Genomic DNA, 23239 nt, shown 5'->3' on the forward strand with positions numbered 1-23239 from the left:
GAACTACTACGAAACCCTCGGAAAGCGGGCCTGGAGCGTCCAGATCGCCGGGTTCTCCCCGAGGTCGTCGTGCAGATCGATCAGATCGGCGAGCAGATCGTGCAGAAAGTCCCGGGCCTCGCGGCGCAGTTCGGTGTGGGAGAAGCTGAGCGGGTGCTCGTCGGCCGGCATCCAGTCGGCGTCGATGTCCACCCAGCCGAAGCGGCGCTCGAAGAACAACCGGTCCGTGGACTCGGTGAAGTCCAGCTCGGCGTGCTGGGGACGGGCGGCGCGGGAGCCCGCCGGGTCGCGGTCGATCCGCTCGACGATGTCGCACAGGGCCCACGCGAAGTCGAGCACCGGCACCCATCCCCAGGCTGTGGACAGCTCCCGGTCCGTCTCGGTGTCGGCGAGATAGACATCGCCGCAGAACAGATCGTGCCGCAGTGCGTGCACCTCGGCGCGGCGGTAGTCCGTCTGCGGCGGGTCCGGGAAGCGGGTGGAGAGCGCGTAGCCGATGTCGAGCACGGAGGTGATGGTGTCACGGCCGCCATAGGATCACGGACGTGCCCCGATTCACGGCTGTTGTCCTCATACTCGGCCTCGCCCTGACCGCCGCCTGCACCACCGCCGACGGCGCTCCGGGCGCGGTGGGCGGCGCGGGCGTCGGCGACCCGTACTTCCCGCAGGCGGGCAACGGCGGCTATGACGTGACGCACTACGCCCTGGATCTCGCCTACACCCCCGAAGAGCGCCGCCTCACGGGCCGGGCCCTGCTCACCGCGACGGCGCTGGAGGACCTCGCCGCCTTCAACCTGGACCTGCACGGCATGACGGTCGAGTCGGTGGAGGTGGACGGGGCGCGGGCGGGCTGGGACCGCGCGGGCCAGGAGCTGACGGTGCGCCCACCGGACGGTCTGACGAAGGGCGGGACGTTCCGGGTGGCGGTGGCCTACGCGGGCGAGCCGCGCACCATCACCGACCCCGACGGCTCGAAGGAGGGCTGGCTGCCGACCGGCGACGGGGCGCTGGCGCTGGGCCAGCCGGTCGGCTCGATGGCGTGGTACCCCGGGAACCACCACCCCTCGGACAAGGCGGCCTACGACATCGCGGTCACCGTCCCGAAGGGCCTGACGGCGGTCTCCAACGGTGAGCTGACCGCCCGGCGCGCCACGGCCGCCGGGACCACCTTCACCTGGCGGACCACCGAGCAGATGGCCTCCTATCTGGCGACGGTGGCGATCGGCCGCTTCGACGTGACCCGTACCTCGACCCGGGACGGTCTGCCGGTGTACACGGCGGTCGACCCGGCGGAGACCGCCGCGAGCCGTGCGGTGCTGTCCCGCCTCCCCGAGGTGCTGGCCTGGTCGCAGGACCGTTTCGGCCCGTACCCCTTCTCCTCCACCGGGGCGATCGTCGACCGCGCGGGCGCCCTCGGCTACGCCCTGGAGACCCAGAGCCGCCCGACCTTCCCCGGCGCCCCCACCACCCGGCTCCTCGTCCATGAGCTGGCCCACCAGTGGTACGGCGACTCGGTCACCCCGAAGACCTGGCGGGACATGTGGCTCAACGAGGGCTTCGCCACCTACGCGGAGTGGCTGTGGGAGGAGGACGAGGGCGGTCTGACAGCCCAGCAGACCTTCGACGCCCTGTACGACGGCACGTACTACCCCGACCCCGCCGACAACCGCGCCGTCTGGTCCTTCCCGCCGGGCGACCCGCCCGACGCCGCCCATATCTCCGGCCGCCCGGTCTACGACCGTGCCGCGATGGTCCTCCACAAGCTCCGCCAGACGCTCGGCGACACGGCGTTCGACGCCCTGCTCCGGGACTGGCCCGCCAGCCACCGCGAGTCCACGGCGAGCACGGAGGACTTCAAGGCGTACGTGGCGTCGAAGGCCCCCGGCACGGACTTCACACCCCTCTGGGAGGACTGGCTGATGGGCCCAGCCAGACCGGCACGCCCCTGATCTGCCGGTCACTCCACGTCACGGCCGCTCCACGTCACGTCACGTCACGCCCCACCACACCCGGCCCCGCACACAGCGAGACCCCCCAACGAACCGTTGGGGGGTCTCCGCTGCGGATCACGCCGGACGGCCGCCGTCGGACACCTCACCGCCCGGACGGCTCACCGCCGGACCGCCACCGCGCGGACGCGCGCCGTGGGACCGGCGACCGGCTGACGCCGTAGGACCGGCTGACGCCGGACCCGCGACCGTCAGATGTTCACCCCGAAGTCCTGGGCGATGCCCGCGAGGCCCGAGGCGTAGCCCTGGCCCACCGCGCGGAACTTCCACTCCGCGCCGTTGCGGTACAGCTCGCCGAAGATCATCGCCGTCTCCGTCGCCGCGTCCTCCGACAGGTCGTAGCGGGCGATCTCCGTGCCGCCGGCCTGGTTGAGGATGCGGATGTACGCGTTGCGGACCTGGCCGAAGTTCTGCGAGCGGTTCTCGCCGTCGTAGATGGAGACGGGGAAGACGACCTTGTCGATGTCGGCCGGGAGGCCGGCCAGGTTGACGTTGATCTGCTCGTCGTCGCCCTCGCCCTCACCCGTGCGGTTGTCGCCCGTGTGGACGATCGTGTTGTCCGGGGTCTGCTTGTTGTTGAAGAAGACGAAGTGGGCGTCCGAGTAGACCTTGCCCTGCGGGTTGACCGCGATCGCGGACGCGTCGAGGTCGAAGTCGGTGCCGGTGGTGGTACGGACGTCCCAGCCGAGGCCCACGGTGACGGCCGTCAGGCCCGGTGCCTCCTTGGTCAGCGAGACGTTGCCACCCTTGGACAGGCTTACAGCCATGGTCGGGAGTTCCTTCCCTCGATACGTGCGCTATGCCTTCTGCGGCTTCGTACAGCACGAAGCTACAGCTACCCCTATGAACGCCGAGAGGGGTGTCACAGGTTCCCCCGCCACGCAGGCGCCTTTACTTTCTTTACCTTGGGTTTCACCTTGGGTTTCACCTTGGGCTTTCACCTTCGGCCTTCACCTTCGATATTCGGATGACGCGGACACGCCCGGCCCGCGACCATGGAGGGCATGTCCGGTCCCCATGTCGTCCGCGGCTCCGTCTCGCTTCCCGAGGCCGAGCTGATGTGGCGTTTCTCCAAGTCCTCCGGGCCGGGCGGTCAGCATGTCAACACCACCGACTCGCAGGTCGAGCTGCGTTTCGACCTCGCCGCCACCGAGGCCCTGCCCCCCGTCTGGAAGGCCCGCGCCCTGGAGCGGCTCGCCTCCCGGCTGACCGACGGTGTGCTCAGCGTCCGCGCCTCCGAGCACCGCTCGCAGTGGCGCAACCGCGAGGCCGCCGCCGTCCGGCTGGCCGCGCTGCTCGCCGAGGCCACCGCGCCCCCGCCCAGGCCCCGCCGCCCCACCCGCATCCCCCGCGGCATCAACGAACGCCGCCTCCAGCAGAAGAAACAGCGCTCCCAGACCAAGCGCGGCAGAAGCGGCCGGGACTGGGGCTAGCCCCGGGAGCCGCCCGCCCCACCACGGAACCGGCCGCTGTCACATTCCACCGTCCCCGGACGGCGGGCTCGTCCGCGTGCTCCGTTTCACCTTCGCCGGGGACCGGACCGCCGTCGTCGAGGTCGTCACGGCGCGCGAGCGCCTGGACCGGCTGACGGTGGAGATCCCGCACTGACCGGCCATGACTGGCCATGAGCGGCCCGGCGCGGCCCTGAGCGCCCGGCGCCTTCGCGGAAGCGACCGGTGGAAGCGGCGTGCGGAAGCGGTCGTTCCGACCACCCCCCGCCACTCACCCCAACTGCCGGTAACGCCCCCGGAAGTACGCCAGCGGGCTGCCCTCGGCGCTCGGCACGTGTGCCGTCAGGACCCGGCCGATCACCAGTGTGTGGTCCCCGGCCGGGACGCGCTGCTCGGTACGGCACTCCAGGGTCGCCAGTGCCCCGCCCACCAGCGGGGCGTCGGTGCGCGGGCCGCGCGTGTAGGGGATGTCCTCGAAGAGCAGCCGGTCGCTGATGCGGCCCTTCATGGCGAACCGCCCGGCGATGTGGCGCTGGCTCTCGGTGAGCACGGACACCGCCCACAGCGGCTGCTCGGCGAGCAGGTCGTCCATCCGGGAGCCCTCGCGCAGGCTCACCAGGACCAGCGGCGGGTCCAGGGACACGGACATGAAGGCGGTCGCGGTCATGCCCACGTCCTCGCCGCCCGGCGCCTGCGGATCGTCCGGGTCCAGCGGCGGCTCCTGCGCGGTCACCAGGACCACTCCGGCGGCGAGTCGGGACAGGGCGGCACGGAACTCGTCGTTGCTCACCCCCTCAGGATGCCCGGCGGCACCGGCCGGGTACGGGGCGGTCCGGCTGGCGGGGAGGACGAGCGAGGCGGCGCGGGCGGAGTTCTGCACGCCCCGCACGCTAGTCTCCGCCCTGCGGGCCGCGCATCGGACCTCCGTCCGAGGCCGGACCGGGAAGAGGTCCTAGGACCCGCCTCCGTGGCACCCTGGACGATCCGGGACACCGGCGCACAAGTTACAAAGTTTGCGTTCAGTAAAAGCACAGGGAAACGAGGGAAACCTGACGCAATTGTTCAGGTTTCGCTGTGACTTGAGTCACAAGGCAGACTAATTGTTGACCCTGTGTACCGAGTGAGCAGCGCGCTGTGATTCAGTGGCGGGGAAGCTGACGGAGTACACGGGGTACACCGGAGGCTGACGGAATACACCGAGTGCGCCGGGTACAGCGGAGCGGGAGTACCCGGGGTACGCCGGGGACAACCCTTGATTCGCTGGTTTCGTCTGATTCGCTGCGAGGTCTCGGGGGGAGGCAAGCATGGAGACCGAGTCGGAGCCCTACGTCCGTCTTGCATCCCTGCGGCAACTGCACCAGGCCATGGCCGACATGAACACGGCCCGCAGTCTGGCCGACACCTTGCAGACCGTCTCGGACGGAGTCGTCAGCGCCCTCGGGTACGAGCTGGCGTGTGTGAACCTGGTCCGCCCCGACGGCGACCTGGTCGTCGCCGCCTTCTCCGGGAACGCCGCCGCCGAGGCCCTGATCACCGGCCGGGTCGGCTCCCGCGCCTCCTGGGAACGCCGCCTGGGCATGGGCGAGACCTGGGGCGACCTGATCTTCATACCGCACACCGAGGGCTGGGTCCTCGACGACGACGACGTCCCGCAGTGGTACACCGAGGGCCCCGCCCCCCGCTTCGAGGACGAGTGGCACCCCTCCGACCGCCTCTTCGCCCCCATGTACGCGCCGGGCGCCCAGGGCGGCCCCGCCTCCGGCGAACTGATCGGCGTGCTCTCCGTGGACCGGCCGCGCAACGGCCGCCGCCCCGGCGCCTGGGGCCGCGAGGCGCTCCAGATGTACGCCTTCCAGGCGGCCATCGCCATCAGCAACGCCCGTCTACGCGCGAATATGCAGCGGGCACTGGTCAGGCTGGAGCGCGAGCAGCAGGCGCTGCGCGCCAGCGAGGAGAGCTTCCGGCAGGCGTTCGAGTACGCCCCGTCCGGCATGGCCATCGCCGAGATGGGCGGTGACCAGCACGGGCGCATCCTGCGCAGCAACGACGCCCTGTGCCGCCTCCTCGGCCGCCCCGCCTCCTCCATGCGCCGCTACGCCTTCTCCGACCTGGTCCACCCCGAGGACATCGGCACCCTGCTGCGCACCTCCGCCGAGGGCGGTCGAGCGGAACTGCGCCTGATCCGCCGGGACGGCACCTATGTCTGGGTCTCGCTGCGCAACTCCGTGGTGGCGGACGCCGCCGACGGCCCCCGGTTCCTGCTCACCCATGTCGAGGACATAGAGGAACGCAAGCGGCGCGAACTCCAGCTCGCCCACCGCGCCTCCCACGACTCCCTGACCGGTCTGCCGAACTCCGCCGAACTGCGCTCCCGGCTCTCCGCCCGGCTCTGCGCCCGCCCCCAGGCCGCCCACCCCGGCGCCGTCGACGCCATGGACGCCGCCTACGGCCACCCCGCCTTCGACGCCAACGGCCATGGCTTCGACTACCGCCCGGACGCCCCCGGCGACACCCCCGACAGCTTCGACGGCTACGACCACCATGTGCACACCGCAACCCCCGAGAGCGAGCACGACGACGGCACCAAGGGCCTCGCGGTGCTCTTCTGCGACCTCGACGGCTTCAAGTCCATCAACGACCGGTTCGGCCACAACGCGGGCGACGCGGTCCTCATCGAGGTCGCCCGCCGCCTCTCGCGCGGGGTGCGCGACGGGGACACGGTGGCCCGGCTCGGCGGCGACGAGTTCGTGATCCTCGCCGACGGCCTCGGCCGGGCCGACGCACAGGATCTCGCCGTACGGCTGCGCAACGAGATCATCCAGCCCATCCGCGCCGAGGGCCGCGCCGTACGGGTCGGCGCGAGCTTCGGTATCGGCTGGGCGCACTGTGGGATGACCGCCGACGAAGTACTGAAGTCGGCCGACGAGCGGATGTACGTCGAGAAACGATCTCGTCCCAAACAGCACAGACGCGCGGGATGATCCCCAGGTCAGTGGTGTGATGCCGGATGAGTCACCCGTTCGGGCCATACGAACGGGGTAGGCTCGCCATTCTTGACCTGTGAACCGCTGTCTTTCGTTCCTTCCGCATCTGTTGAGGAGTACCAAGGGATGACGCCCGGCAACAACGGCGCGAGCACGCCCGAGGACGACGACCCGTTCGGCTACCTCTACGCCGACGGGCAGGCCAACGGCGCCCAGCCCCCCTCCGGCGGCTACGGCTACCCGAACGCGGTCAACAGAGTGCGTACGGTCGGCGAGCGCCAGTACGGCCAGCAGAGCCCGGCCGGACCGCCGTCATACGGCCAGGTCCCGCAGCAGCAGGGCGGCGGGTACGGGCAGCAGCCCAGCGCGCACTACGCGGCCCCCGAGACCTTCCCCGGCGCCGGTGCGCCGACCGCGCCGCAGCAGCCCGCGCGGGGCGGCGGCCGGGGCCGCGGACCCAACACCAAGGGCCTGCTGATCGGCGCGGTCGCGGTGGTCGCCGCGGTCGTCATCGGCATCGGCGTGGCCATGATGGGCGGGGACGAGGAGCAGCCGGGCGGGGACACCGCCGCCGACAGCACCCCCAGCCAGCAGGCGGAGTCCGGCGGGCCGAGCCCGTCCGCCGAGTCCAGCGTCTCCCCCGGCGCGGAGCTTCCGGTGGTCGACGTCCAGGGCCTCCAGCTCGCGGGCTCGGCCGCCAAGGCGTCCGACGTGGCGGGCGCCCAGGCCGACGGCGGGACGTACGTCGGGGGGCTGAACCAGGTCGGCTCCTCGGTCACCTGGACCGTGAACGGCATCCCGGAGGACGGCACCTACACCGTCTTCGCCCGCTACAGCGCGGTCGGCGACGACCAGGAGATGACGCTCACCATCAACGGCAAGCCGTTCGGCAGCAAGCTGAACCTGTCCAACTTCACCGGCGCCGACGACCCCGCCAAGGGCTGGACCGACACCTACGCCTGGCCCACCCTCAGCAAGGGCACCAACACCATCTCCGTCTCCTGCAACGACGGCGACAAGTGCGATGTCCTGCTCGACCAGTTCTGGCTGAAGAAGGGCCAGGTCACGAGCTGACCCGTCAGGCCGCGCTGGTCCCGCCGGTCACCGTGACCCGGGCCCGCAGCTCGTCGTAGGTCCGGCGGTCGAACTCGCCCGCCACCGGGGCCCGTACGGTCGCCGCCGCCAGGGCCGTCGCCCGCACCAGCCGGTCGTGCCACGGCAGCCGCTCCACCAGACCGGACAGCAGACCCGCCACCACGGAGTCGCCCGCGCCGGTCGGATTGCCGGACAGCCGGGCCGGTGCGGTGGCCCGCCAGCGGCCCTCCGGAGTGACCGCCAGCAGCCCGTCCGGGCCCAGCGAGGCGACCACCGCGCGGGCGCCCCGCCGCCGGGCGTCCAGGGTGGCGCGCAGCGGCTCGTGGGAGCCGGTCAGCTCCGCCAGTTCGTCGGCGTTCGGCTTCACCAGGTCGGGACGGGCGGCGACGCCCCGGCGCAGCGGCTCCCCGCCGGTGTCCAGCAGCACGGGCACCCCCGCCGCACGGGCCGCGCGGATCAAGGTGGCGTACGCGCCCACCGGGACGCCCGGGGGCAGGCTGCCGCACAGGGCCACCACCGACGCCGCCGCGACCAGATCCCCGTACGCCTCCTGGAAGGCGGACCACTCGCGGGCGGTGACGGGCGGGCCCGGTTCGTTGAGCTGGGTGGTGTCGCCGGTGGTCTCGTCGACCACGGCGATGGTGCGGCGGGTGGCGGCGGACACCGGGACCAGGGCGTCGGTGACGCCCGGGACGGCCAGCAGCGCGTCCTGCACCTGGCGGCCGGTCGCGCCGCCCGCGAAGCCGGTGACCGTCGTCCGATGGCCCAGCGCGGCCAGCACCCGGGCCACGTTCACGCCCTTGCCGCCGGGCCGTTCGACCACCTCCGACACCCGGTGCGAGCCGTGCGGGCGCAGGGCGCGGACCCGGTAGGTGAGATCGAGCGCGGTGTTCAGGGTGACCGTGAGTATCACCAGGCCCGACCTCCCCGGATGCATGTGCGTGCCGTATGTGCCGCTGACTCGATCATGCCAAAGAGACGGCGACCGGCCCAGACCCACGACCGGCCACCGTTCCGGTGGATCAGCCGGGGTTACCCGGCCTCAGGGGCATCGGGAGCCTCAGGGGCCACGATCCACGTCCCGCGCCGCATCACGCCCCGGATCTCGAAGTCCGCGTCCAGCAGGACCAGGTCGGCGTACTTGCCCGGCTCCAGCGAGCCGATGGAGTCGGACATGCCCAGCAGCCGGGCCGGGTTGACGGACAGGGCCTGGACGGCGGCCTCCACCGGGAGCCGGTCCACGGTGACCGCCCGCTGGAAGGCCCGGTCCAGGGTGAGCGTGGACCCGGCGATCGAGCCGCCCTCCACCAGCCGCGCCACGCCCTCGCTGACCTCGACCTCCAGGGGGCCCAGCATGTAGCGGCCGTCGCCGAAACCGGCCGCGTCCATCGCGTCGGTGATGAAGGCGACCCGTCCGGCGCCCGCGTGATGGAACGCCAGTTCCAGTGCGGCCGGGTGCAGATGGGTGCCGTCGTTGATCAGCTCGACCGTGACCCGGGGGTCCTCCAGCAGCGCCGCGATGGGGCCGGGGGAGCGGTGGCCGAGGGCGGGCATGGCGTTGAAGAGGTGGGTGGCGACGGTGGCGCCCGCGTCGATCGCCTCGACGGTCTGCTCATAGCTGGCGTCGGTGTGCCCGATCGCCGCGATCACCCCGTGCTCGGCCAGCAGCCGTACGGAGTCCAGGCCGCCCGGCAGCTCGGTGGCCAGGGTGACCATCTTGGCGTGGCCGCGTGCCGCGTCGACCAGCTTGCGCACATCCGCCGGGTCCGGGTCGCGCAGCAGCTCCTCGGAGTGGGCGCCCTTGCGGCACGGGGAGATGAACGGGCCCTCGAAGTGGATCCCGGCGATCTCGCCCTGCTCGGCCAGCTCCGAGAGCAGGCCCGCGCGGTGGGCGAGGAAGTCCAGCTCGCCGGTGACGGTGGAGGCGACCAGGGTGGTGGTGCCGTGCAGCCGGTGGGTGTGGATGCCCTTGAGGATGTCGTCGACCGTGCCGGAGGTGAAGGAGGCGCCGCCGCCGCCGTGGTTGTGCAGATCGACGAAGCCGGGCACCAGCCAGTGGCCGCCGACATCCACCCGGGGGGCGTGCTCGGGGGCGCGGGCGGCGATGCGCTCGCCCTCGACGGTCACCTCACCGCCGTCCACCACGCCCGTCGGCAGGACTACCCGCGCGCCGGTGAGGACCTGGACGTCGTACGGCGGCTGCGGGCCGGTGGGGGTTGTTCGCGCAGTTCCCCGCGCCCCTGGGGCGGTTGCCATCAGGCCGATTCCTCCTTGGAGTCAGACATGGAGCCGGATGTGAAGCCGGAGGTGAAGCCGGATGTGAAGCCGGAGGTGCCGAGGAGATCCCAGGCCAGCAGGCCGGCGCCCAGGCAGCCGGCCGTGTCGCCGAGGGCCGCCGGGACGATCGACGGCAGTTTCTGGAAGGTGACCCGCCGCCGGACGGCGTCCCGCAGCGGTGTGAACAACGTTTCCCCCGCCTCGGCCAGCCCGCCACCGACGATCAGGGTGCGCGGGTCCAGCAGGGTGAGGGCGGTGACCAGACCGTCGGCGAGCGCGTCGACGGCCTCCTGCCAGACGGCCAGCGCGCGCGGGTCGCCCGCCTCGACGGCGCGGGCGCAGTCGGCGGCGTCGGCCTTCGGGTCGCCGCTGGCCCCGGCCCATGCCTCGCTGACGGCGGACGCGGAGGCGTACCGCTCCAGACAGCCGCGCTGCCCGCACGGACAGAGCGTCCCGCCGGGCCGTACGACGATATGGCCGATCTCGCCCGCGAAGCCATGGGCGCCCGCCTCGACCCGGCCGTCGATGCCGATGGCGCCCGCTATGCCGGTGCCCAGCGGGATGAACAGAAAGCGGTCGGCGCCCTGTCCGGCGCCGATCCGGCCCTCGGCGAGTCCGCCGGTGCGCACATCGTGGCCGAGGGCGACGGGCACGCCGAGCCGGTCCGTGAGCAGCTTGCGCAGCGGTACGTCACGCCAGCCCAGGTTGGCCGCGTAGGCGGCGATCCCCTCGGCCTCGTCGATGATCCCGGGCACGGCGACCCCGGCGGCGACGGCGGGCTCGGCGAACCGTTCCTCCCCGTGTGTCCGCAGTTCGGCGGCGAAGTCGAGAATGGTCTCGACCACCGCGTCCGGTCCGCGCTCGCGGCCGGTCGCCCGGCGCGTGGTGTGCAGGAGCGTGCCGTCCGCCCCGACCAGGGCCGCTTTCATCCCGGTGCCGCCCACATCCAGGGCGATGACGTGTCTCACGTGGGACAGTGTGACCCGTTGACCCATAAGAGGTCTAGTCCATTCACGTGGTGTAGACCTTGATTCGTCAACGGGAACGACCAAAAACGGAACCAGCGACAAAGGACAGGGTGGGACCACGACAGTGCGGCAGCGCAGCAGCACAGCAATGATCGCGATGATGTCCGTGGCGGGTCTGACGGTGGCACTGGGCGGGTGCGGGGTCGGCGACTCCGACGACGTGACCCTGACACTGGTCGCCGCCGACTACGGCGACAGCTCCGCCAACGGCTCCGAGGAGTACTGGACGGACCTGGTCGCCCGCTTCGAGGCCGACCATCCCGGGATCACCGTCGACGTCCGGGTCCATGCCTGGACCGACGTCGACCGCGAGGTCAAGGCCATGGTCGACGCCGGGGACCCGCCGGACCTCGCCCAGATAGGCGCCTACGCCGACTACGCCGACCAGGACCTGCTCTACCAGGCGGGCGATGTGCTCTCCATACCCGTCCAGGCGGACTTCGCCGACCAGTTCGCCCTCGCCGGGCAGGTGCACGGGGTGCAGTACGGCATGCCGTTCGCCGCGTCCACGCGGCTGCTCTTCTACAACAAGGCCCACTTCGAGGACGCCGGTCTCACCCCGCCCACCACCTGGGACGAACTCGCGTCCGCGGCCGGTGAGCTGAAGGACGCCGGGGTGAAGTACCCGTACGCGCTGCCGCTCGGCTCCGAGGAAGCGCAGGCCGAGACCATGCAGTGGCTGCTCAGCGGCGGCGCCGGCTATGTCGACCCGAACGGCTCCTACGCCATCGACGCCCCCGAGAACGTCGAGACGTTCACCTGGCTGCGCGACGAACTCGTCGGCAAGGAGCTCACCGGGCCGGTCGCCCCCGGCGAGCTGAACCGCGCGGACGCCTTCGAGGCGTTCGCGAACGGCGAGGTCGGGATGCTCAACGGACATCCCTCGCTGATGAAGATGGCCACCGCCAAGGACGTCGAGTTCGGCATGGTCCCGGTGCCGGGCGTCGAGGGCGCCGACCAGGCCACCATGGGCGTCGCCGACTGGATGATGGCCTTCAAGGAGAACGGCCACCGCGACCAGATCGCCGAGTTCCTCGACTTCGTCTACAGCGAGCGCAACGTCCTCGACTTCTCCCGCCGCTACGACCTGCTCCCGGTGACCGACTCGGCGTCCGAGATCATGGCGGGCGCGAAGGAGGACGCCGACCTCAGGCCGTTCCTCGACGAACTCCCCCTCTCCGAGCTGTACCCCGTCAGCCGCACCTCCTGGGCGACGGTGAGCGCCGGGGTGAAGGCGGAGATCGGCAAGGCGGTGGCCCAGGACGGCGACCCGTCGGCGGTGCTCGCCGCGCTCCAGTCCACGGCGATGTCGGCGGAGAGCCGCGGCGGGTCGAGCGGCTAGGGCCTGCCGTCCGGATCATGCCGGCCGGGGTTGTCGGCTTGCCCCAGCGGGGTCTGGTGCGTGCGGCTGCACGGCCGAGGAGGGAGCCGACGGGGCGGATGTGCGTGCCAGGGCCCGCGAGGCGCCGGGCCCAGGCGTTGTCAGTGGCGGCGGCTACGGTGGAGCGCATGGAACCACTGGGCAGCCGGGAGCGGAGCGTCCTCGCTCTGGAGCGGCGCGGCTTCGCGGGGCCGGGCGCGAAGGAGCGGGCGATCCGTGAGGAACTCGGCCTCGCCCCCGTCCGCTACTACCAGCTGCTCAACGCCCTGCTGGACGACCCGCGGGCACTGGCGCACGACCCGGTGACGGTCAACCGGCTCAGACGTGTCCGGCAGTCCCGGCGTGCCGGGCGATGACGTGGATAGGCTCGGCACATGGGCAGCCACGAGCGTGACGCGAACGGTTTTCCGACGCCGGTGACCGAAGCCGGGCGGGAGGGGGTGCGGGCGCTGCTGGCGGCGCCGGGGTCGGCGGTGATCGGCCTCGACTTCGACGGGACGCTCGCACCGATCGTGCCGGACCCGGAGCGGGCGCGGGCGCACCCCGGCGCGCTGGCCGCGCTGGTGGCCCTCGCGCCCAAGGTCGCCTCCATCGCCGTGATCACCGGCCGCCCGGCGGAGGTCGCGGTCCGCTACGGGGGCTTCGCCGGAGTGCCCGGTCTTGAGCACCTGGTGGTGCTGGGCGCGTACGGGGCGGAGCGGTGGGACGCGGCGACGGGGGAGCTGACCGCGCCGGAGCCGCCGGCGGGGGTCGCGGCGGTACGGGCGGAGCTGCCGGGGCTGGTGGGCGCCGGCGGTGACGGTGGCGCCGGCGGAGTGTGGATCGAGGACAAGGGCAGGGCGCTGGCGGTGCACACGCGCCGGGCGCCGGACCCGCAGGGGGCGCTGGATGGGCTGCGGGTTCCGTTGCGGGATCTCGCCGACCGGCACGGTCTGGTGATCGAGCCGGGCCGCTACGTCCTGGAGCTGCGCCCGCCCGGCATGGACAAGGGCATGGCGTTGACGACCCACGTCCGGGAGACCGGCGCCGGGTCCGTCCTGTACGCGGGGGACGACCTGGGTGACCTTCCGGCGTACGCGGCGGTGGGGGCGCTGCGGGGGGAGGGGGTGCCGGGTGTGCTGGTGTGCAGCGGCAGCGACGAAGTCCCTGCGCTGCGCACCCAGGCGGACGTGGTGGTCCCCGGCCCCGAGGGAGTGATCCACCTCTTGACGACCCTGGCGACGACACTCCGTTAGCACGACCAGGTGCGGCCCGGTGGTCGCCTCTCGCGCAGTTCCCCGCGCCCCTAGATGGTGGGTCCGGTCGTGATCATGTGCGGGCCGGTGGTCGCTCTTCGCGCAGTTCCTCCCCCAGAGGGGGTACCCCCAGCGCCCCTGGGGGTGGGGCTGCGCTTGTCGAGTGGCGTCAGGGCGCACCCCCTAGGGGCGCGGGGAACTGCGCGACCAGCCACACCCCACCCGCACCCGCCCACCGCACCTTTCAGGGGCGCGGGGAACTGCGCGAAAAGCGACCACCCACCCGCACCCGGCGACGAGACAGGGCGCTCCCCCCTCCCCTCCCTCAAGCCCGCACCCGGCGACGAGACAGGGCGCTCCCCCTCCCCTCCCTCAAGCCCGCAGCGCGTCGAGCTGGTCCAAGAACCAGCGGGCCGGCGGCAACGCCGTCCCGGCGGCAGCCAACCGCTTGGTCCGCTCCCCCCGCTCCCCCACCGACATCTCCAACCCCACCCGCAACGCCTCAGCCGTCGCGGACACGTCATACGGGTTCACCCCCACCGCGTCCTCCCCCAACTCCTCCCACGCCCCCGCCTCCCGCGACAGCACCAGCGCACACCCCCCGTCGGAGACCACCGGCACCTCCTTCGCGACCAGGTTCATCCCGTCCCGGATGGGATTGACCAGCGCCACATCCGCCAGCCGGTACGCCGCCAGCGACCGCGCGAAGTCGTCCTCCAGATGCAGCAGCACGGGAGTCCAGCCCTCCGTCCCGTACTCCGCGTTGATCTCCGCCGCCAGTCGCCGTACCTCCGCCATGTACGCCCGGTACACCGCGAGGTCCTGCCGGGAGGGGTACGCGAAGGCCACATGGACGACCCGCTCACGCCACTCGGGGTACCCCGCCAGCAGCTCCCGGTACGCCAGCAGCCCCCGCACGATGTTCTTCGACAGCTCGGTGCGGTCCACCCGTACGATCGTCCGCCGCTCCGCCCCGCCGATCTGCTCCCGCAGTACCGCCATCCGCTCCGCGACATCCGGTTCGTGCGACCGCCGCCGAAGGAAGTCCGCGTCGGCCCCCAGCCCGTGCACCCCGATCGCGGTGTCCCCGGTCCCGCCCGGCACGAACGCCTCGCAGCACGCCCGGAACGCGTCCGCCCAGCGCCCGGTGAGAAAGCCCAGCCGGTCCGCGCCGAGCATCCCGCGCAGCAACTGCCCGGCGATGTCGTCCGGCAGCATCCGGAAGTACTCCGGCGGCGCCCACGGCGTGTGCGAGAAGTGCCCGATCCGCAGATCCGGCCGCAGCGCGCGCAGCATCCCCGGCACCAGCGCCAGGTGGTAGTCCTGCACCAGCACCGCCGCGCCCTCGGCCGCCTCCGCCGCCAGCGCCTCGGCGAACGCCCGGTTGTACGCCTCGTACGCCGCCCACTGCCGCCGGAACCCGGCGTCGAAGACCGGCTCCAGCGGCGTCTGGTACAGCATGTGGTGGACGAACCACAGGACCGAGTTCGCGATCCCGTTGTACGCGTCCGCGTGCACGTCCGCCGGGATGTCCAGCATCCGTACGCCCGGCTCGCCCACCCCCCGCCGGACCGCCTCGCGGTCGCCGTCGCCGAGCGCGGAGCACACCCACAGGGCGTCCGCCTCGGGCCCGATCGCGGAGAGCCCGGACACCAGTCCGCCGCCTCCGCGCCGGGCATGGAGGGTCCCGTCGTCGCCCACGGTGTACGTGACGGGACCCCGGTTGGAAGCGACCAGTACGCGCGCGGCGCCGGAAGTGGGTGCGGCCATACGCCTCAACCTAGCCCGCGCCGTAAACGCTCAAACGTACGGTTCCAGCACCTGTCCGTCGTATACGGCCGCCCGCGCGGCACCCCTCACGCCACCTTCCGGGCCGCGTACTCGGCGATCTCCACCATCGGCGGGCGCTCCTCGGTGTCCACCGCGTACGTCCGTGGCGCGAAGCCGTCCTCGACCCGCTCGAACTGGGTGAGCGAGGGCCGTACGAGATGCCCGCGGGCCAGTCTCAGCTGCGCGGTCCGGTAGATCGCGGCGGCCATCCGGCCCAGCGCCTGCCCGTCCTGGTGCCGGTGCTTGCGCACCCCGACGTCGACCTGTCCGAGCGCGTCCAGCCCGACCAGGTGCAGCGAGTCCACCAGCATCCCCAGCTCGACGCCGTACCCGACGGGGAAGGGCAGCTGCTCCAGCAGGGCGCGCCGGGCCGCGTACTCCCCGCCCAGCGGCTGTACGAAACCGGCCAGCTGCGGCCAGTGCAGATTGAGCAGCGGGCGGGCCACCAGCTCGGTGACCCGGCCGCCCTGTCCGGCCGCCCCGGCGAGCGGACGGTCGTACATCCCCTTGACCAGGTCCACGCCCGGCTCGGTGAGCAGCGGGCCGACGATGCCGGAGACGAAGCCGGACGAGAAGTCCCGCAGGTCGGCGTCGATGAAGCAGACGATGTCACCGTCGGTGACCAGCAGGGAGCGCCACAGCACCTCGCCCTTGCCGGGGGCGGCGGGCAGCCGGGGCAGGATCTGGTCGCGGTGCACCACCCGGGCGCCCGCGGCGGCGGCCCGCTCGGCGGTGCGGTCGGTGGAGCCGGAGTCCACGACGACGATCTCGTCGACGAGCGGCACCTGGTCCATCAGATCGCGGCGGATCACCGTGACGATCTCGCCGACGGTCTCCTCCTCGTTCAGCGCGGGCAGCACCACACTGACCGACTGGCCGGTGGCGCGTTTGGCGGCCATGATGCGATGGAGCGGTCGGTCGGACAGGGACCAGGTGCGGGTCCTCAGCCAGCGCTCGACTTCTTCCAGCACGGTCGGCGGCTCCTCACTGTTCGGACCATCTGGGGGCGTCTCGTGCCCGTATGTGATCCATCTCGCGGTTCGGACGACTATCTCAACTGTGCTGGCCTTCGGTTACAGTCTTGAACAACGCTGGTGACCATCGCATGTCAGGGTCGACAGCGTTCACAACCGCTCGGACAACCGTATAAACAACCACATATTGCTCATCCAGAGGGGCAGAGGGAAACGGCCCGATGAAGCCCCGGCAACCCTCCAGCCGGTCTCGTAGCGATCAGATCCGCCAGTTCTGCCGGATCAGTGACGATCGTCCCCGCGAGGCTCCCGGCTAGGGAAGGTGCCAAATCCGTCTCACGGCGAAATGCGTCGTGAGGAAGATGAGGAGAAAGGGCCTCGCCTCACATGGCTGTGCAGACTGTCGCGAACACCGGCAATTCCACCCTCGATCTCGGACCCGCCGCCGCGCTCTCCTGTCGCGAATGCGGCCACCGCGTCCCCCTCGGCCCGCTCTTCGCCTGCGAGGAGTGTTTCGGCCCGCTGGAGATCGCCTACGACTTCTCGGCCTACGACACCGAGGAACTGCGCAAGCGGATCACCGCGGGCCCCGCGAACATCTGGCGGTACGCCCCGCTGCTGCCCGTCCCCGCCGACGTGGCCGAGAAGCCCAATCTGAACCCCGGCTGGACCCAGCTCGTCCAGGCCGACAACCTCGCCCGCGAGCTGGGCATCACCGGCGCTCTCTTCGTCAAGGACGACTCCGGCAACCCGACCCACTCCTTCAAGGACCGGGTCGTCGCCCAGGCCCTGGAGGCGGCCCGCGCCTTCGGCTTCACCACCCTGTCCTGCTCCTCCACCGGCAACCTGGCCGGCGCGGTCGGCGCCGCGGCGGCCCGCGCGGGCCTGCGCTCCTGTGTCTTCATCCCGCACGACCTGGAGCAGGGCAAGGTCGTCATGGCCGCGGTCTACGGCGGCGAGCTGGTCGGCATCGAGGGCAACTACGACGACGTGAACCGCTTCTGCTCCGAGCTGATCGGCGACCCCGCCGGAGAGGGCTGGGGCTTCGTCAACGTCAATCTGCGGCCCTACTACGCGGAGGGCTCCAAGACCCTGGCGTACGAGATCTGTGAGCAGCTCGGCTGGCGGCTGCCCGACCAGCTCGTGGTGCCGATCGCCTCCGGCTCCCAGCTCACCAAGATCGACAAGGGGCTGAAGGAGCTGATCGCGCTCGGGCTGGTCGAGGACCGTCCCTACAAGATCTTCGGCGCCCAGGCGGAGGGCTGCTCGCCGGTGTCGGCGGCCTTCAAGGCGGGCCATGACGTGGTGCGCCCGCAGAAGCCGGACACCATCGCCAAGTCGCTGGCCATCGGCAACCCGGCGGACGGCCCGTACGTCCTGGACATCGCGCGGCGCACCGGCGGAGCGGTGGAGGACGTGACCGACGCGGAGATCGTCGACGCGATCCGGCTGCTGGCCCGCACGGAGGGGATCTTCGCGGAGACGGCGGGCGGGGTGACCGTCGGAGTGACGAAGAAGCTGGTGGAGAGCGGGCTGCTCGACCCCGCCCTGACGACCGTCGTCCTCAACACCGGGGACGGGCTGAAGACGCTGGACGCGGTGGCCGACACGGGGCTGACCGCGACGATCCGGCCGAGTCTGGAGTCGTTCCGCGACGCGGGTCTCGCGTCGGCGTCGTCCTAGTCGTTGTTCTTCGCCCAGTCGTTGTTCCCTGCGGGCCGGTGGGGGCTGGTCGCGCAGTTCTCCCCCAGAGGGGGGACCCCCAGCGCCCCTGAGCGCGTTCCCTTTTTCCGGAGGTTTTCATCGTGAGCGTCAGTGTCCGCATCCCCACCATCCTGCGCACCTATACCGGCGGTGCCGCCGAGGTGACCGCCGAGGGCACCACCCTCGGTGAGGTCATCGCCGACCTCGAGGCCAAGCACACCGGGATCGCCGCCCGCGTGCTGGACGACCAGGGCAAGCTGCGGCGGTTCGTCAATGTGTACGTCAATGACGACGATGTCCGCTTCGAGCAGGGACTGGAGACGGCCACTCCGGACGGCGCCGGGGTGTCGATCATCCCGGCGGTGGCCGGCGGCTGCTGAGCGTCACACACTGTTCCCTGAATTGCCCCCTCCGTGAGAGAAGCGGAGGGGGCAATTCTCTATGGTTAGACGAGGTAGAGTTGGGGAACCGCTGCCGATCGCGTTCCACTTTCCTTCCGCTCTCGTTCTGAAGCAGCGATGAGAAGTAGCCAAAGTGTGTGGTTCCTTTGCGTCTTTAGTTCTCTTTGTCGGGCCCGACTTGCCCCGAACTCTCAGTAATTCTCCAGAAATTCCCGACCGGTCCTGCCCGGATTTCTCGTCCGATTGACCTGTTGCAGACGGCAGTTGGACAGATACATTCGGCCGCGGTCGACGCGTTCCGGCGCACGCCCCCACCGATCGGGGGGTGAGGTCTGACCCGGGTCCGCGAAGGGTGGATCTGTGCAAGGGCCAGTAATAGGGGAGTTAGGCATGGCTCAGGGCACCGTCAAGTGGTTCAACGCGGAGAAGGGGTACGGCTTCATCGCGGTCGACGGTGGTGCGGACGTCTTCGTCCATTACAGCGCCATTCAGATGGACGGCTACCGCACCCTGGAAGAGGGCCAGCGGGTCGAGTTCGAAATCTCGCAGGGCCAGAAAGGCCCGCAGGCCGACATGGTTCGCGTGACCGCCTGAAACGTTTCTGTCCGGAAGGGCCCGCATCCACCTGGGTGCGGGCCCTTCCGCCTGCCCGGCGCGGGCCCCGTGCCGAGGGCGTCCCGGACCCCCTCGCGGACCGGCGGATCATGGCAGGCGCTTGCACTCTCCTAGGGCGAGTGCTAATCATTGGCGTTAGCACTCTGAAGGTGAGAGTGACAACGAAGGACCGGGTCGGTGAGGCCGCAGGCCGGGTGGGGCAAGGAACCACGAGGCAGGCGAGCCGTCCGTCGCGGGCGCGGGCGCGGTCCGATGAATCACCCCCAGTCCTGGAGGGACCACTTCACATGGCCAAGATCATCGCGTTCGACGAGGAGGCGCGGCGCGGCCTTGAGCGCGGTATGAACCAGCTCGCCGACGCCGTCAAGGTCACCCTCGGCCCCAAGGGCCGCAACGTCGTCCTTGAGAAGAAGTGGGGCGCCCCCACGATCACCAACGATGGTGTCTCCATCGCCAAGGAGATCGAGCTCGAAGACCCGTACGAGAAGATCGGCGCCGAGCTGGTCAAGGAAGTGGCGAAGAAGACGGACGACGTCGCCGGTGACGGTACGACGACGGCCACGGTCCTCGCCCAGGCGCTGGTCAAGGAAGGTCTGCGGAACGTAGCCGCGGGCGCCAACCCGATGGCCCTCAAGCGCGGTATCGAGAAGGCCGTCGAGGCCGTCTCCGGTGCCCTGCTCGACCAGGCCAAGGAGGTCGAGACCAAGGAGCAGATCGCCTCCACGGCCTCCATCTCCGCCGCCGACACCCAGATCGGCGAGCTGATCGCCGAGGCCATGGACAAGGTCGGCAAGGAAGGCGTCATCACCGTCGAGGAGTCCCAGACCTTCGGTCTGGAGCTCGAGCTGACGGAGGGCATGCGCTTCGACAAGGGCTACATCTCCGCCTACTTCGCCACCGACATGGAGCGCATGGAGGCGTCGCTTGAGGACCCGTACATCCTCATCGCGAACTCCAAGATCTCCAACGTCAAGGACCTGCTCCCGCTCCTGGAGAAGGTCATGCAGTCGGGCAAGCCGCTGCTGATCATCGCCGAGGACGTCGAGGGCGAGGCCCTGTCGACCCTGGTCGTCAACAAGATCCGTGGCACGTTCAAGTCCGTCGCCGTCAAGGCCCCGGGCTTCGGCGACCGCCGCAAGGCGATGCTGAACGACATCGCCATCCTCACCGGCGGCGAGGTGATCTCCGAGGAGGTCGGCCTCAAGCTGGAGAACACGACCCTGGACCTGCTCGGGCGGGCCCGCAAGGTCGTCATCACCAAGGACGAGACCACGATCGTCGACGGCGCCGGGTCCTCGGACCAGGTGGCCGGCCGGGTCAACCAGATCCGCGCCGAGATCGAGAACTCCGACTCCGACTACGACCGCGAGAAGCTCCAGGAGCGCCTGGCGAAGCTCGCGGGCGGCGTGGCCGTCATCAAGGCCGGTGCCGCGACCGAGGTCGAGCTGAAGGAGCGCAAGCACCGCATCGAGGACGCCGTGCGCAACGCCAAGGCGGCCGTCGAGGAGGGCATCGTCGCCGGTGGTGGCGTGGCGCTGCTCCAGGCTTCCTCGGTCTTCGAGAAGCTGGAGCTCGAGGGCGACGAGGCGACGGGCGCGGCTGCGGTCAAGCTCGCGCTGGAGGCTCCGCTGAAGCAGATCTCCGTCAACGCCGGCCTTGAGGGCGGCGTCGTGGTGGAGAAGGTCCGCAACCTCACCCCGGGTCACGGTCTGAACGCCGCGACCGGTGAGTACGTGGACATGATCGCCGAGGGCATCATCGACCCGGCGAAGGTGACGCGGTCCGCGCTGCAGAACGCCGCGTCGATCGCCGCGCTGTTCCTCACCACGGAGGCGGTCATCGCCGACAAGCCGGAGAAGGCCGCGGCGCCTGCCGGTGGCGGTATGCCGGGTGGTGACATGGACTTCTGATCGGGCTTGCTCGATCTGTGTCCTGCTGGTCCGAGGGCGACACCTTCCGGGGTTCCGGGGGTGTCGCCCTTGGGCGTTTGGGGGGCCTGGCGGGCCCGCTTCTCGTGCAGCGCGGAGGTCGCGTGCGGTGCACATGCCGTTGATGTCTCGGGGTGGGCATGTCGTCTCCGCCGGTGAAGGGGGCGGGGTGGTGGTCCGCCGGGCTGCCGACCCTCAGCGTGAGCCGTGGGTGGCCGGGTACTCAGGGGGGCGAACGCTTTCGCACAGGCTCCGGATGACCGCCACGGCGCGGGTGCGCAGTGTGTGCAGGGCGGGTCGTAGCCGTGGCTTGCGGTGGCGGGCGCGGCGGGGGTGCGGGGTCGGTGGGGTGCGTGGGGTGGATACGGGCCAGAGGGCGAGGACGTAGAGCCCGGTGTGATCGGCGGCGATGAAAGCGAAGGGGTCGCCCGATTCCAACTGGGCGACGACCGCGCGCTGTTCGCCGGGGGAGTTCGCCCACTGACGCAGGAGGGTCGGTACGTCGCCCTCCGCCTCGCTGACGGTCGCGGTGACCGGCCGCAGTGCCGCTGCCGGAACCCAGGGCTCCGCGGGGTGTGGGTCGAGCCGGTTCGCGATGCGCAGGGCTTGGGTGGCCAGCCAGTGGGCCGAGGCGTGCAGATGGGGGCTCTCGAACTCGGCGAGGACGATGCGGGCGGTCTCGTCGCGGCCGTGGACGGGGCCTTCCGCGGTGATCTCGGCCCAGTAGCCGCCGGTGGGGTTCACCAGGTCACGTCCCCTCGGCTGCGGGCGTTCACCTCGGTGAGGGCGGGCCTGAGCTGGTCCGCGACGGTCGCCGGCCGGACGTCGTCGTGCGACGCGTACCACTCGATGCCGCCCCTGGGCGGGCGGAGCGCGTAGCGGCCGTCGCCCCCGTCCGCGCCGGTGTCCATGACGACGCCGAGGGCTCTGGTGCGGGTGTCGAACGCCAGGTCACCGATGCTGAGTTGGGGGGCCTGGTGGTGCTCCGGTACGTTCCGGTCGGACATGGCCGACTCCTCTCCGTAGTGATTTCACTACCGGATGGAGTCAGCGTGGCTTCGGCTGGGACCTCAATCAACGTGGCTGTCAGGACAGAGCAGTTGGGGGAACGGATGGTGAACCGCAAGGATCTGAACCCGGATGCCTCGCCACAAGCAGCGTTCGGCGCGCGTTTACGCAGTTCACGGGAGGCGCGTGGCTGGACGCAGGAAGATCTCTCCACGCATATGGGTGTGTCCAGCGGGCATATTTCGGGCGTCGAAACTACCCGCAAAACACCTTCCTTGCGCTTCGCGAAGGCTGCGGACAGGGCCTTTGGCCTGGAAGGCACGGTAGATACGTTCGAACGCCAGTGGCGTGAGATGCAGAACGGCAGCTTGCTGGAGGGTTTTCCGGAGTACGTCGGGTACGAGGAGCGGGCTGTAGAGATCCGGATCTTCGAATCCGGACTGGTTCCCGGACCGCTCCAGACTCGCGAATACGCACGGGCGCTGGCTGACTTCGCGGTCCAGCGAGGCGATATCACGCCCGAACAAGCGACTGAGCGGGTCGATTTCCTCATAGAGCGGCAAGCCGCGCTGGTCCGGACCCCGCCGCCGATCGTCTTCGCGGTGCTCGATGAGAGTTGCATCCGTCGGCCCATCGGGGGACCCGACGTCATGGCGGGTCAGTTCGCGCGGCTGATCGAGTTCGCCAAGGAGCCGAACACTTCGTTCCAGATCGCTCCGTTCGCCTTGGGGGGACGGACGCCGTTCCGTCGGCTGGTCCACCTTCTGACCATGACGGACCGGACTCTGATGTCCTACGTCGAGTCGCAGACGCAGAGCCATCTGGAACGTGAACTGTCCTCCGTAGTACCGCTGATGAGGAACTACCATCAGTTGCAGGTCGAGGCTGCCTCACAAGCTGAATCGGTCGCCATGATCGAAGAGCTACGAAAGGGACCTATGTGATGGCCACAACCAACTCTTTCTCCATACGGTGGGTCAAGTCCTCCTACAGCGTCGACAACGGCGGATCGTGCGTCGAGTGGGCGCCCGAGCACGCCGCGGCCTCCGGCATCGTCCCGATCCGCGACAGCAAGTGCGCGGACGGCCCCGTGCTGACGGTGTCCCTGCACGCGTTCGCCGGGCTGGTCGCTCTCGCCCAGTCCGCCGACCTCTAGCACCGCGCCACCCCGGGCCCCGCCGTTTCCCGAGATCTCCTGGAGCGGCGGGGCTCGGGTGTTTGGGGTTCCCGGATGGTGATTCCTTTTGTTCGTACCTACAGATCGAGGCAGCCTCACAAGCGGAATCGGTCGCCATGATCGAGGAGCTACGAAAGGGAAG

23 protein-coding genes and 1 riboswitch are annotated in these 23239 nt (G+C 70.7%); of the genes, 13 read left to right on the plus strand and 10 right to left on the minus strand.

All coding sequences use genetic code 11. The annotated features are described in order from the left end of the window. Window positions 1-6 precede the first annotated feature (6 nt). Window positions 7-507, minus strand: a complete 501-nt coding sequence (locus tag AB0D49_RS12020) for a hypothetical protein (RefSeq protein ID WP_362754924.1) — start codon at window positions 505-507, stop codon at window positions 7-9. Between the two features lie 65 nt (window positions 508-572). Between AB0D49_RS12020 and AB0D49_RS12025 the strand changes: the two genes are divergently transcribed. Continuing rightward, window positions 573-1949 (plus strand): M1 family metallopeptidase, encoded by a 1377-nt coding sequence (locus AB0D49_RS12025; protein WP_362755786.1) that lies wholly within the window; start codon window positions 573-575, stop codon window positions 1947-1949. Between the two features lie 251 nt (window positions 1950-2200). On the opposite strand, the gene AB0D49_RS12030 is transcribed toward AB0D49_RS12025, so the two are convergent. Then, entirely contained in the window at window positions 2201-2776 is a 576-nt protein-coding gene (locus AB0D49_RS12030) for a TerD family protein (protein WP_362754927.1), read from the minus strand. Window positions 2777-3004: 228 nt separating this feature from the next. Between AB0D49_RS12030 and arfB the strand changes: the two genes are divergently transcribed. Beyond that, entirely contained in the window at window positions 3005-3442 is a 438-nt protein-coding gene (gene arfB, locus AB0D49_RS12035; protein WP_362754930.1) for an alternative ribosome rescue aminoacyl-tRNA hydrolase ArfB, read from the plus strand. A 289-nt stretch (window positions 3443-3731) separates the two neighbouring features. On the opposite strand, the gene AB0D49_RS12040 is transcribed toward arfB, so the two are convergent. Then, the gene (locus tag AB0D49_RS12040; protein WP_362755788.1) at window positions 3732-4250 is read right to left on the minus strand and encodes a flavin reductase family protein; all 519 of its coding nucleotides are present in this window, start codon (window positions 4248-4250) and stop codon (window positions 3732-3734) included. Window positions 4251-4764: 514 nt separating this feature from the next. Between AB0D49_RS12040 and cdgB the strand changes: the two genes are divergently transcribed. Together cdgB and AB0D49_RS12050 are read left to right on the plus strand one after the other, a co-directional pair. Continuing rightward, the gene (cdgB, locus tag AB0D49_RS12045; protein WP_362754933.1) at window positions 4765-6441 is read left to right on the plus strand and encodes a diguanylate cyclase CdgB; all 1677 of its coding nucleotides are present in this window, start codon (window positions 4765-4767) and stop codon (window positions 6439-6441) included. Window positions 6442-6570: 129 nt separating this feature from the next. Continuing rightward, window positions 6571-7518, plus strand: coding sequence for a carbohydrate-binding protein (locus AB0D49_RS12050; RefSeq protein ID WP_362754936.1), 948 nt, complete (start codon window positions 6571-6573; stop codon window positions 7516-7518). A 4-nt stretch (window positions 7519-7522) separates the two neighbouring features. On the opposite strand, the gene AB0D49_RS12055 is transcribed toward AB0D49_RS12050, so the two are convergent. The 3 genes from AB0D49_RS12055 to AB0D49_RS12065 form a co-directional block, all read right to left on the minus strand. Continuing rightward, on the minus strand, window positions 7523-8452 hold the full coding sequence (locus tag AB0D49_RS12055) for a 1-phosphofructokinase family hexose kinase (RefSeq protein ID WP_362754939.1): 930 nt from the start codon (window positions 8450-8452) through the stop codon (window positions 7523-7525). Window positions 8453-8571: 119 nt separating this feature from the next. Further along, complete coding sequence (gene nagA / locus AB0D49_RS12060) at window positions 8572-9795, minus strand: N-acetylglucosamine-6-phosphate deacetylase (protein WP_362754942.1); 1224 nt, start codon at window positions 9793-9795, stop codon at window positions 8572-8574. After that, window positions 9795-10811: an ROK family protein gene (locus AB0D49_RS12065; protein ID WP_362754946.1), complete on the minus strand. Its 1017-nt coding sequence runs from the start codon at window positions 10809-10811 to the stop codon at window positions 9795-9797. Before AB0D49_RS12065 ends, nagA begins: the two co-directional genes overlap by 1 nt. A gap of 133 nt (window positions 10812-10944) precedes the next feature. Between AB0D49_RS12065 and AB0D49_RS12070 the strand changes: the two genes are divergently transcribed. From AB0D49_RS12070 to otsB, 3 genes are all read left to right on the plus strand, one after another. Continuing rightward, window positions 10945-12186 (plus strand): extracellular solute-binding protein, encoded by a 1242-nt coding sequence (locus tag AB0D49_RS12070; protein ID WP_362755791.1) that lies wholly within the window; start codon window positions 10945-10947, stop codon window positions 12184-12186. A gap of 167 nt (window positions 12187-12353) precedes the next feature. Then, complete coding sequence (locus tag AB0D49_RS12075) at window positions 12354-12581, plus strand: DUF3263 domain-containing protein (RefSeq protein WP_362754949.1); 228 nt, start codon at window positions 12354-12356, stop codon at window positions 12579-12581. Window positions 12582-12599: 18 nt separating this feature from the next. Further along, the gene (otsB, locus tag AB0D49_RS12080) at window positions 12600-13460 is read left to right on the plus strand and encodes a trehalose-phosphatase (RefSeq protein WP_362754952.1); all 861 of its coding nucleotides are present in this window, start codon (window positions 12600-12602) and stop codon (window positions 13458-13460) included. A gap of 372 nt (window positions 13461-13832) precedes the next feature. On the opposite strand, the gene AB0D49_RS12085 is transcribed toward otsB, so the two are convergent. Further along, the gene (locus AB0D49_RS12085) at window positions 13833-15230 is read right to left on the minus strand and encodes a trehalose-6-phosphate synthase (RefSeq protein WP_362754955.1); all 1398 of its coding nucleotides are present in this window, start codon (window positions 15228-15230) and stop codon (window positions 13833-13835) included. A gap of 86 nt (window positions 15231-15316) precedes the next feature. Beyond that, complete coding sequence (locus tag AB0D49_RS12090) at window positions 15317-16261, minus strand: glucosyl-3-phosphoglycerate synthase (RefSeq protein ID WP_362754958.1); 945 nt, start codon at window positions 16259-16261, stop codon at window positions 15317-15319. A gap of 191 nt (window positions 16262-16452) precedes the next feature. Beyond that, window positions 16453-16633: riboswitch (SAM riboswitch) on the plus strand. Window positions 16634-16651: 18 nt separating this feature from the next. On the opposite strand from AB0D49_RS12090, the gene thrC reads away from it, so the two are divergent. The 4 genes from thrC (at window position 16652) to groL (ending at window position 20894) form a co-directional block, all read left to right on the plus strand. Continuing rightward, window positions 16652-17947 (plus strand): threonine synthase, encoded by a 1296-nt coding sequence (thrC, locus tag AB0D49_RS12095; RefSeq protein ID WP_362754961.1) that lies wholly within the window; start codon window positions 16652-16654, stop codon window positions 17945-17947. A 122-nt stretch (window positions 17948-18069) separates the two neighbouring features. Beyond that, window positions 18070-18348 carry a MoaD/ThiS family protein gene (locus AB0D49_RS12100; protein ID WP_362754964.1) on the plus strand — a complete coding sequence of 93 codons (279 nt, stop codon included), beginning with the start codon at window positions 18070-18072 and terminating at the stop codon, window positions 18346-18348. Between the two features lie 411 nt (window positions 18349-18759). Beyond that, on the plus strand, window positions 18760-18963 hold the full coding sequence (locus tag AB0D49_RS12105; RefSeq protein WP_004986573.1) for a cold-shock protein: 204 nt from the start codon (window positions 18760-18762) through the stop codon (window positions 18961-18963). A 308-nt stretch (window positions 18964-19271) separates the two neighbouring features. Continuing rightward, a complete protein-coding gene (gene groL, locus AB0D49_RS12110; protein ID WP_355734230.1) occupies window positions 19272-20894 on the plus strand; it encodes a chaperonin GroEL in 1623 nt (540 codons plus the stop codon). Window positions 20895-21107: 213 nt separating this feature from the next. On the opposite strand, the gene AB0D49_RS12115 is transcribed toward groL, so the two are convergent. Then, a complete protein-coding gene (locus AB0D49_RS12115) occupies window positions 21108-21656 on the minus strand; it encodes a hypothetical protein (RefSeq protein ID WP_362754968.1) in 549 nt (182 codons plus the stop codon). Beyond that, on the minus strand, window positions 21653-21919 hold the full coding sequence (locus AB0D49_RS12120; RefSeq protein WP_362754971.1) for a hypothetical protein: 267 nt from the start codon (window positions 21917-21919) through the stop codon (window positions 21653-21655). Before AB0D49_RS12120 ends, AB0D49_RS12115 begins: the two co-directional genes overlap by 4 nt. A 105-nt stretch (window positions 21920-22024) precedes the next feature. Between AB0D49_RS12120 and AB0D49_RS12125 the strand changes: the two genes are divergently transcribed. Continuing rightward, window positions 22025-22864, plus strand: a complete 840-nt coding sequence (locus AB0D49_RS12125) for a helix-turn-helix transcriptional regulator (protein ID WP_362754974.1) — start codon at window positions 22025-22027, stop codon at window positions 22862-22864. Beyond that, a complete protein-coding gene (locus AB0D49_RS12130; protein WP_362754977.1) occupies window positions 22864-23076 on the plus strand; it encodes a DUF397 domain-containing protein in 213 nt (70 codons plus the stop codon). Before AB0D49_RS12125 ends, AB0D49_RS12130 begins: the two co-directional genes overlap by 1 nt. Window positions 23077-23239 lie beyond the last annotated feature (163 nt).

Origin of the sequence: Streptomyces sp. NPDC048290 (assembly GCF_040652095.1) — a bacterium.
In the GTDB taxonomy this organism is placed as follows: domain Bacteria; phylum Actinomycetota; class Actinomycetes; order Streptomycetales; family Streptomycetaceae; genus Streptomyces.

Coding starts and splice junctions, on each gene's coding strand:
- AB0D49_RS12030 (WP_362754927.1), bottom strand. CDS start 2,776: ATGGCTGTAAGCCTGTCCAAGGGTGGCAACGTCTCGCTGACCAAGGAG.
- arfB (WP_362754930.1), top strand. CDS start 3,005: ATGGAGGGCATGTCCGGTCCCCATGTCGTCCGCGGCTCCGTCTCGCTT.
- cdgB (WP_362754933.1), top strand. CDS start 4,765: ATGGAGACCGAGTCGGAGCCCTACGTCCGTCTTGCATCCCTGCGGCAA.
- AB0D49_RS12050 (WP_362754936.1), top strand. CDS start 6,571: ATGACGCCCGGCAACAACGGCGCGAGCACGCCCGAGGACGACGACCCG.
- nagA (WP_362754942.1), bottom strand. CDS start 9,795: ATGGCAACCGCCCCAGGGGCGCGGGGAACTGCGCGAACAACCCCCACC.
- AB0D49_RS12065 (WP_362754946.1), bottom strand. CDS start 10,811: ATGGGTCAACGGGTCACACTGTCCCACGTGAGACACGTCATCGCCCTG.
- AB0D49_RS12070 (WP_362755791.1), top strand. CDS start 10,945: ATGTCCGTGGCGGGTCTGACGGTGGCACTGGGCGGGTGCGGGGTCGGC.
- AB0D49_RS12075 (WP_362754949.1), top strand. CDS start 12,354: ATGGAACCACTGGGCAGCCGGGAGCGGAGCGTCCTCGCTCTGGAGCGG.
- otsB (WP_362754952.1), top strand. CDS start 12,600: ATGGGCAGCCACGAGCGTGACGCGAACGGTTTTCCGACGCCGGTGACC.
- AB0D49_RS12085 (WP_362754955.1), bottom strand. CDS start 15,230: ATGGCCGCACCCACTTCCGGCGCCGCGCGCGTACTGGTCGCTTCCAAC.
- thrC (WP_362754961.1), top strand. CDS start 16,652: ATGGCTGTGCAGACTGTCGCGAACACCGGCAATTCCACCCTCGATCTC.
- AB0D49_RS12105 (WP_004986573.1), top strand. CDS start 18,760: ATGGCTCAGGGCACCGTCAAGTGGTTCAACGCGGAGAAGGGGTACGGC.
- groL (WP_355734230.1), top strand. CDS start 19,272: ATGGCCAAGATCATCGCGTTCGACGAGGAGGCGCGGCGCGGCCTTGAG.
- AB0D49_RS12120 (WP_362754971.1), bottom strand. CDS start 21,919: ATGTCCGACCGGAACGTACCGGAGCACCACCAGGCCCCCCAACTCAGC.
- AB0D49_RS12125 (WP_362754974.1), top strand. CDS start 22,025: ATGGTGAACCGCAAGGATCTGAACCCGGATGCCTCGCCACAAGCAGCG.
- AB0D49_RS12130 (WP_362754977.1), top strand. CDS start 22,864: ATGGCCACAACCAACTCTTTCTCCATACGGTGGGTCAAGTCCTCCTAC.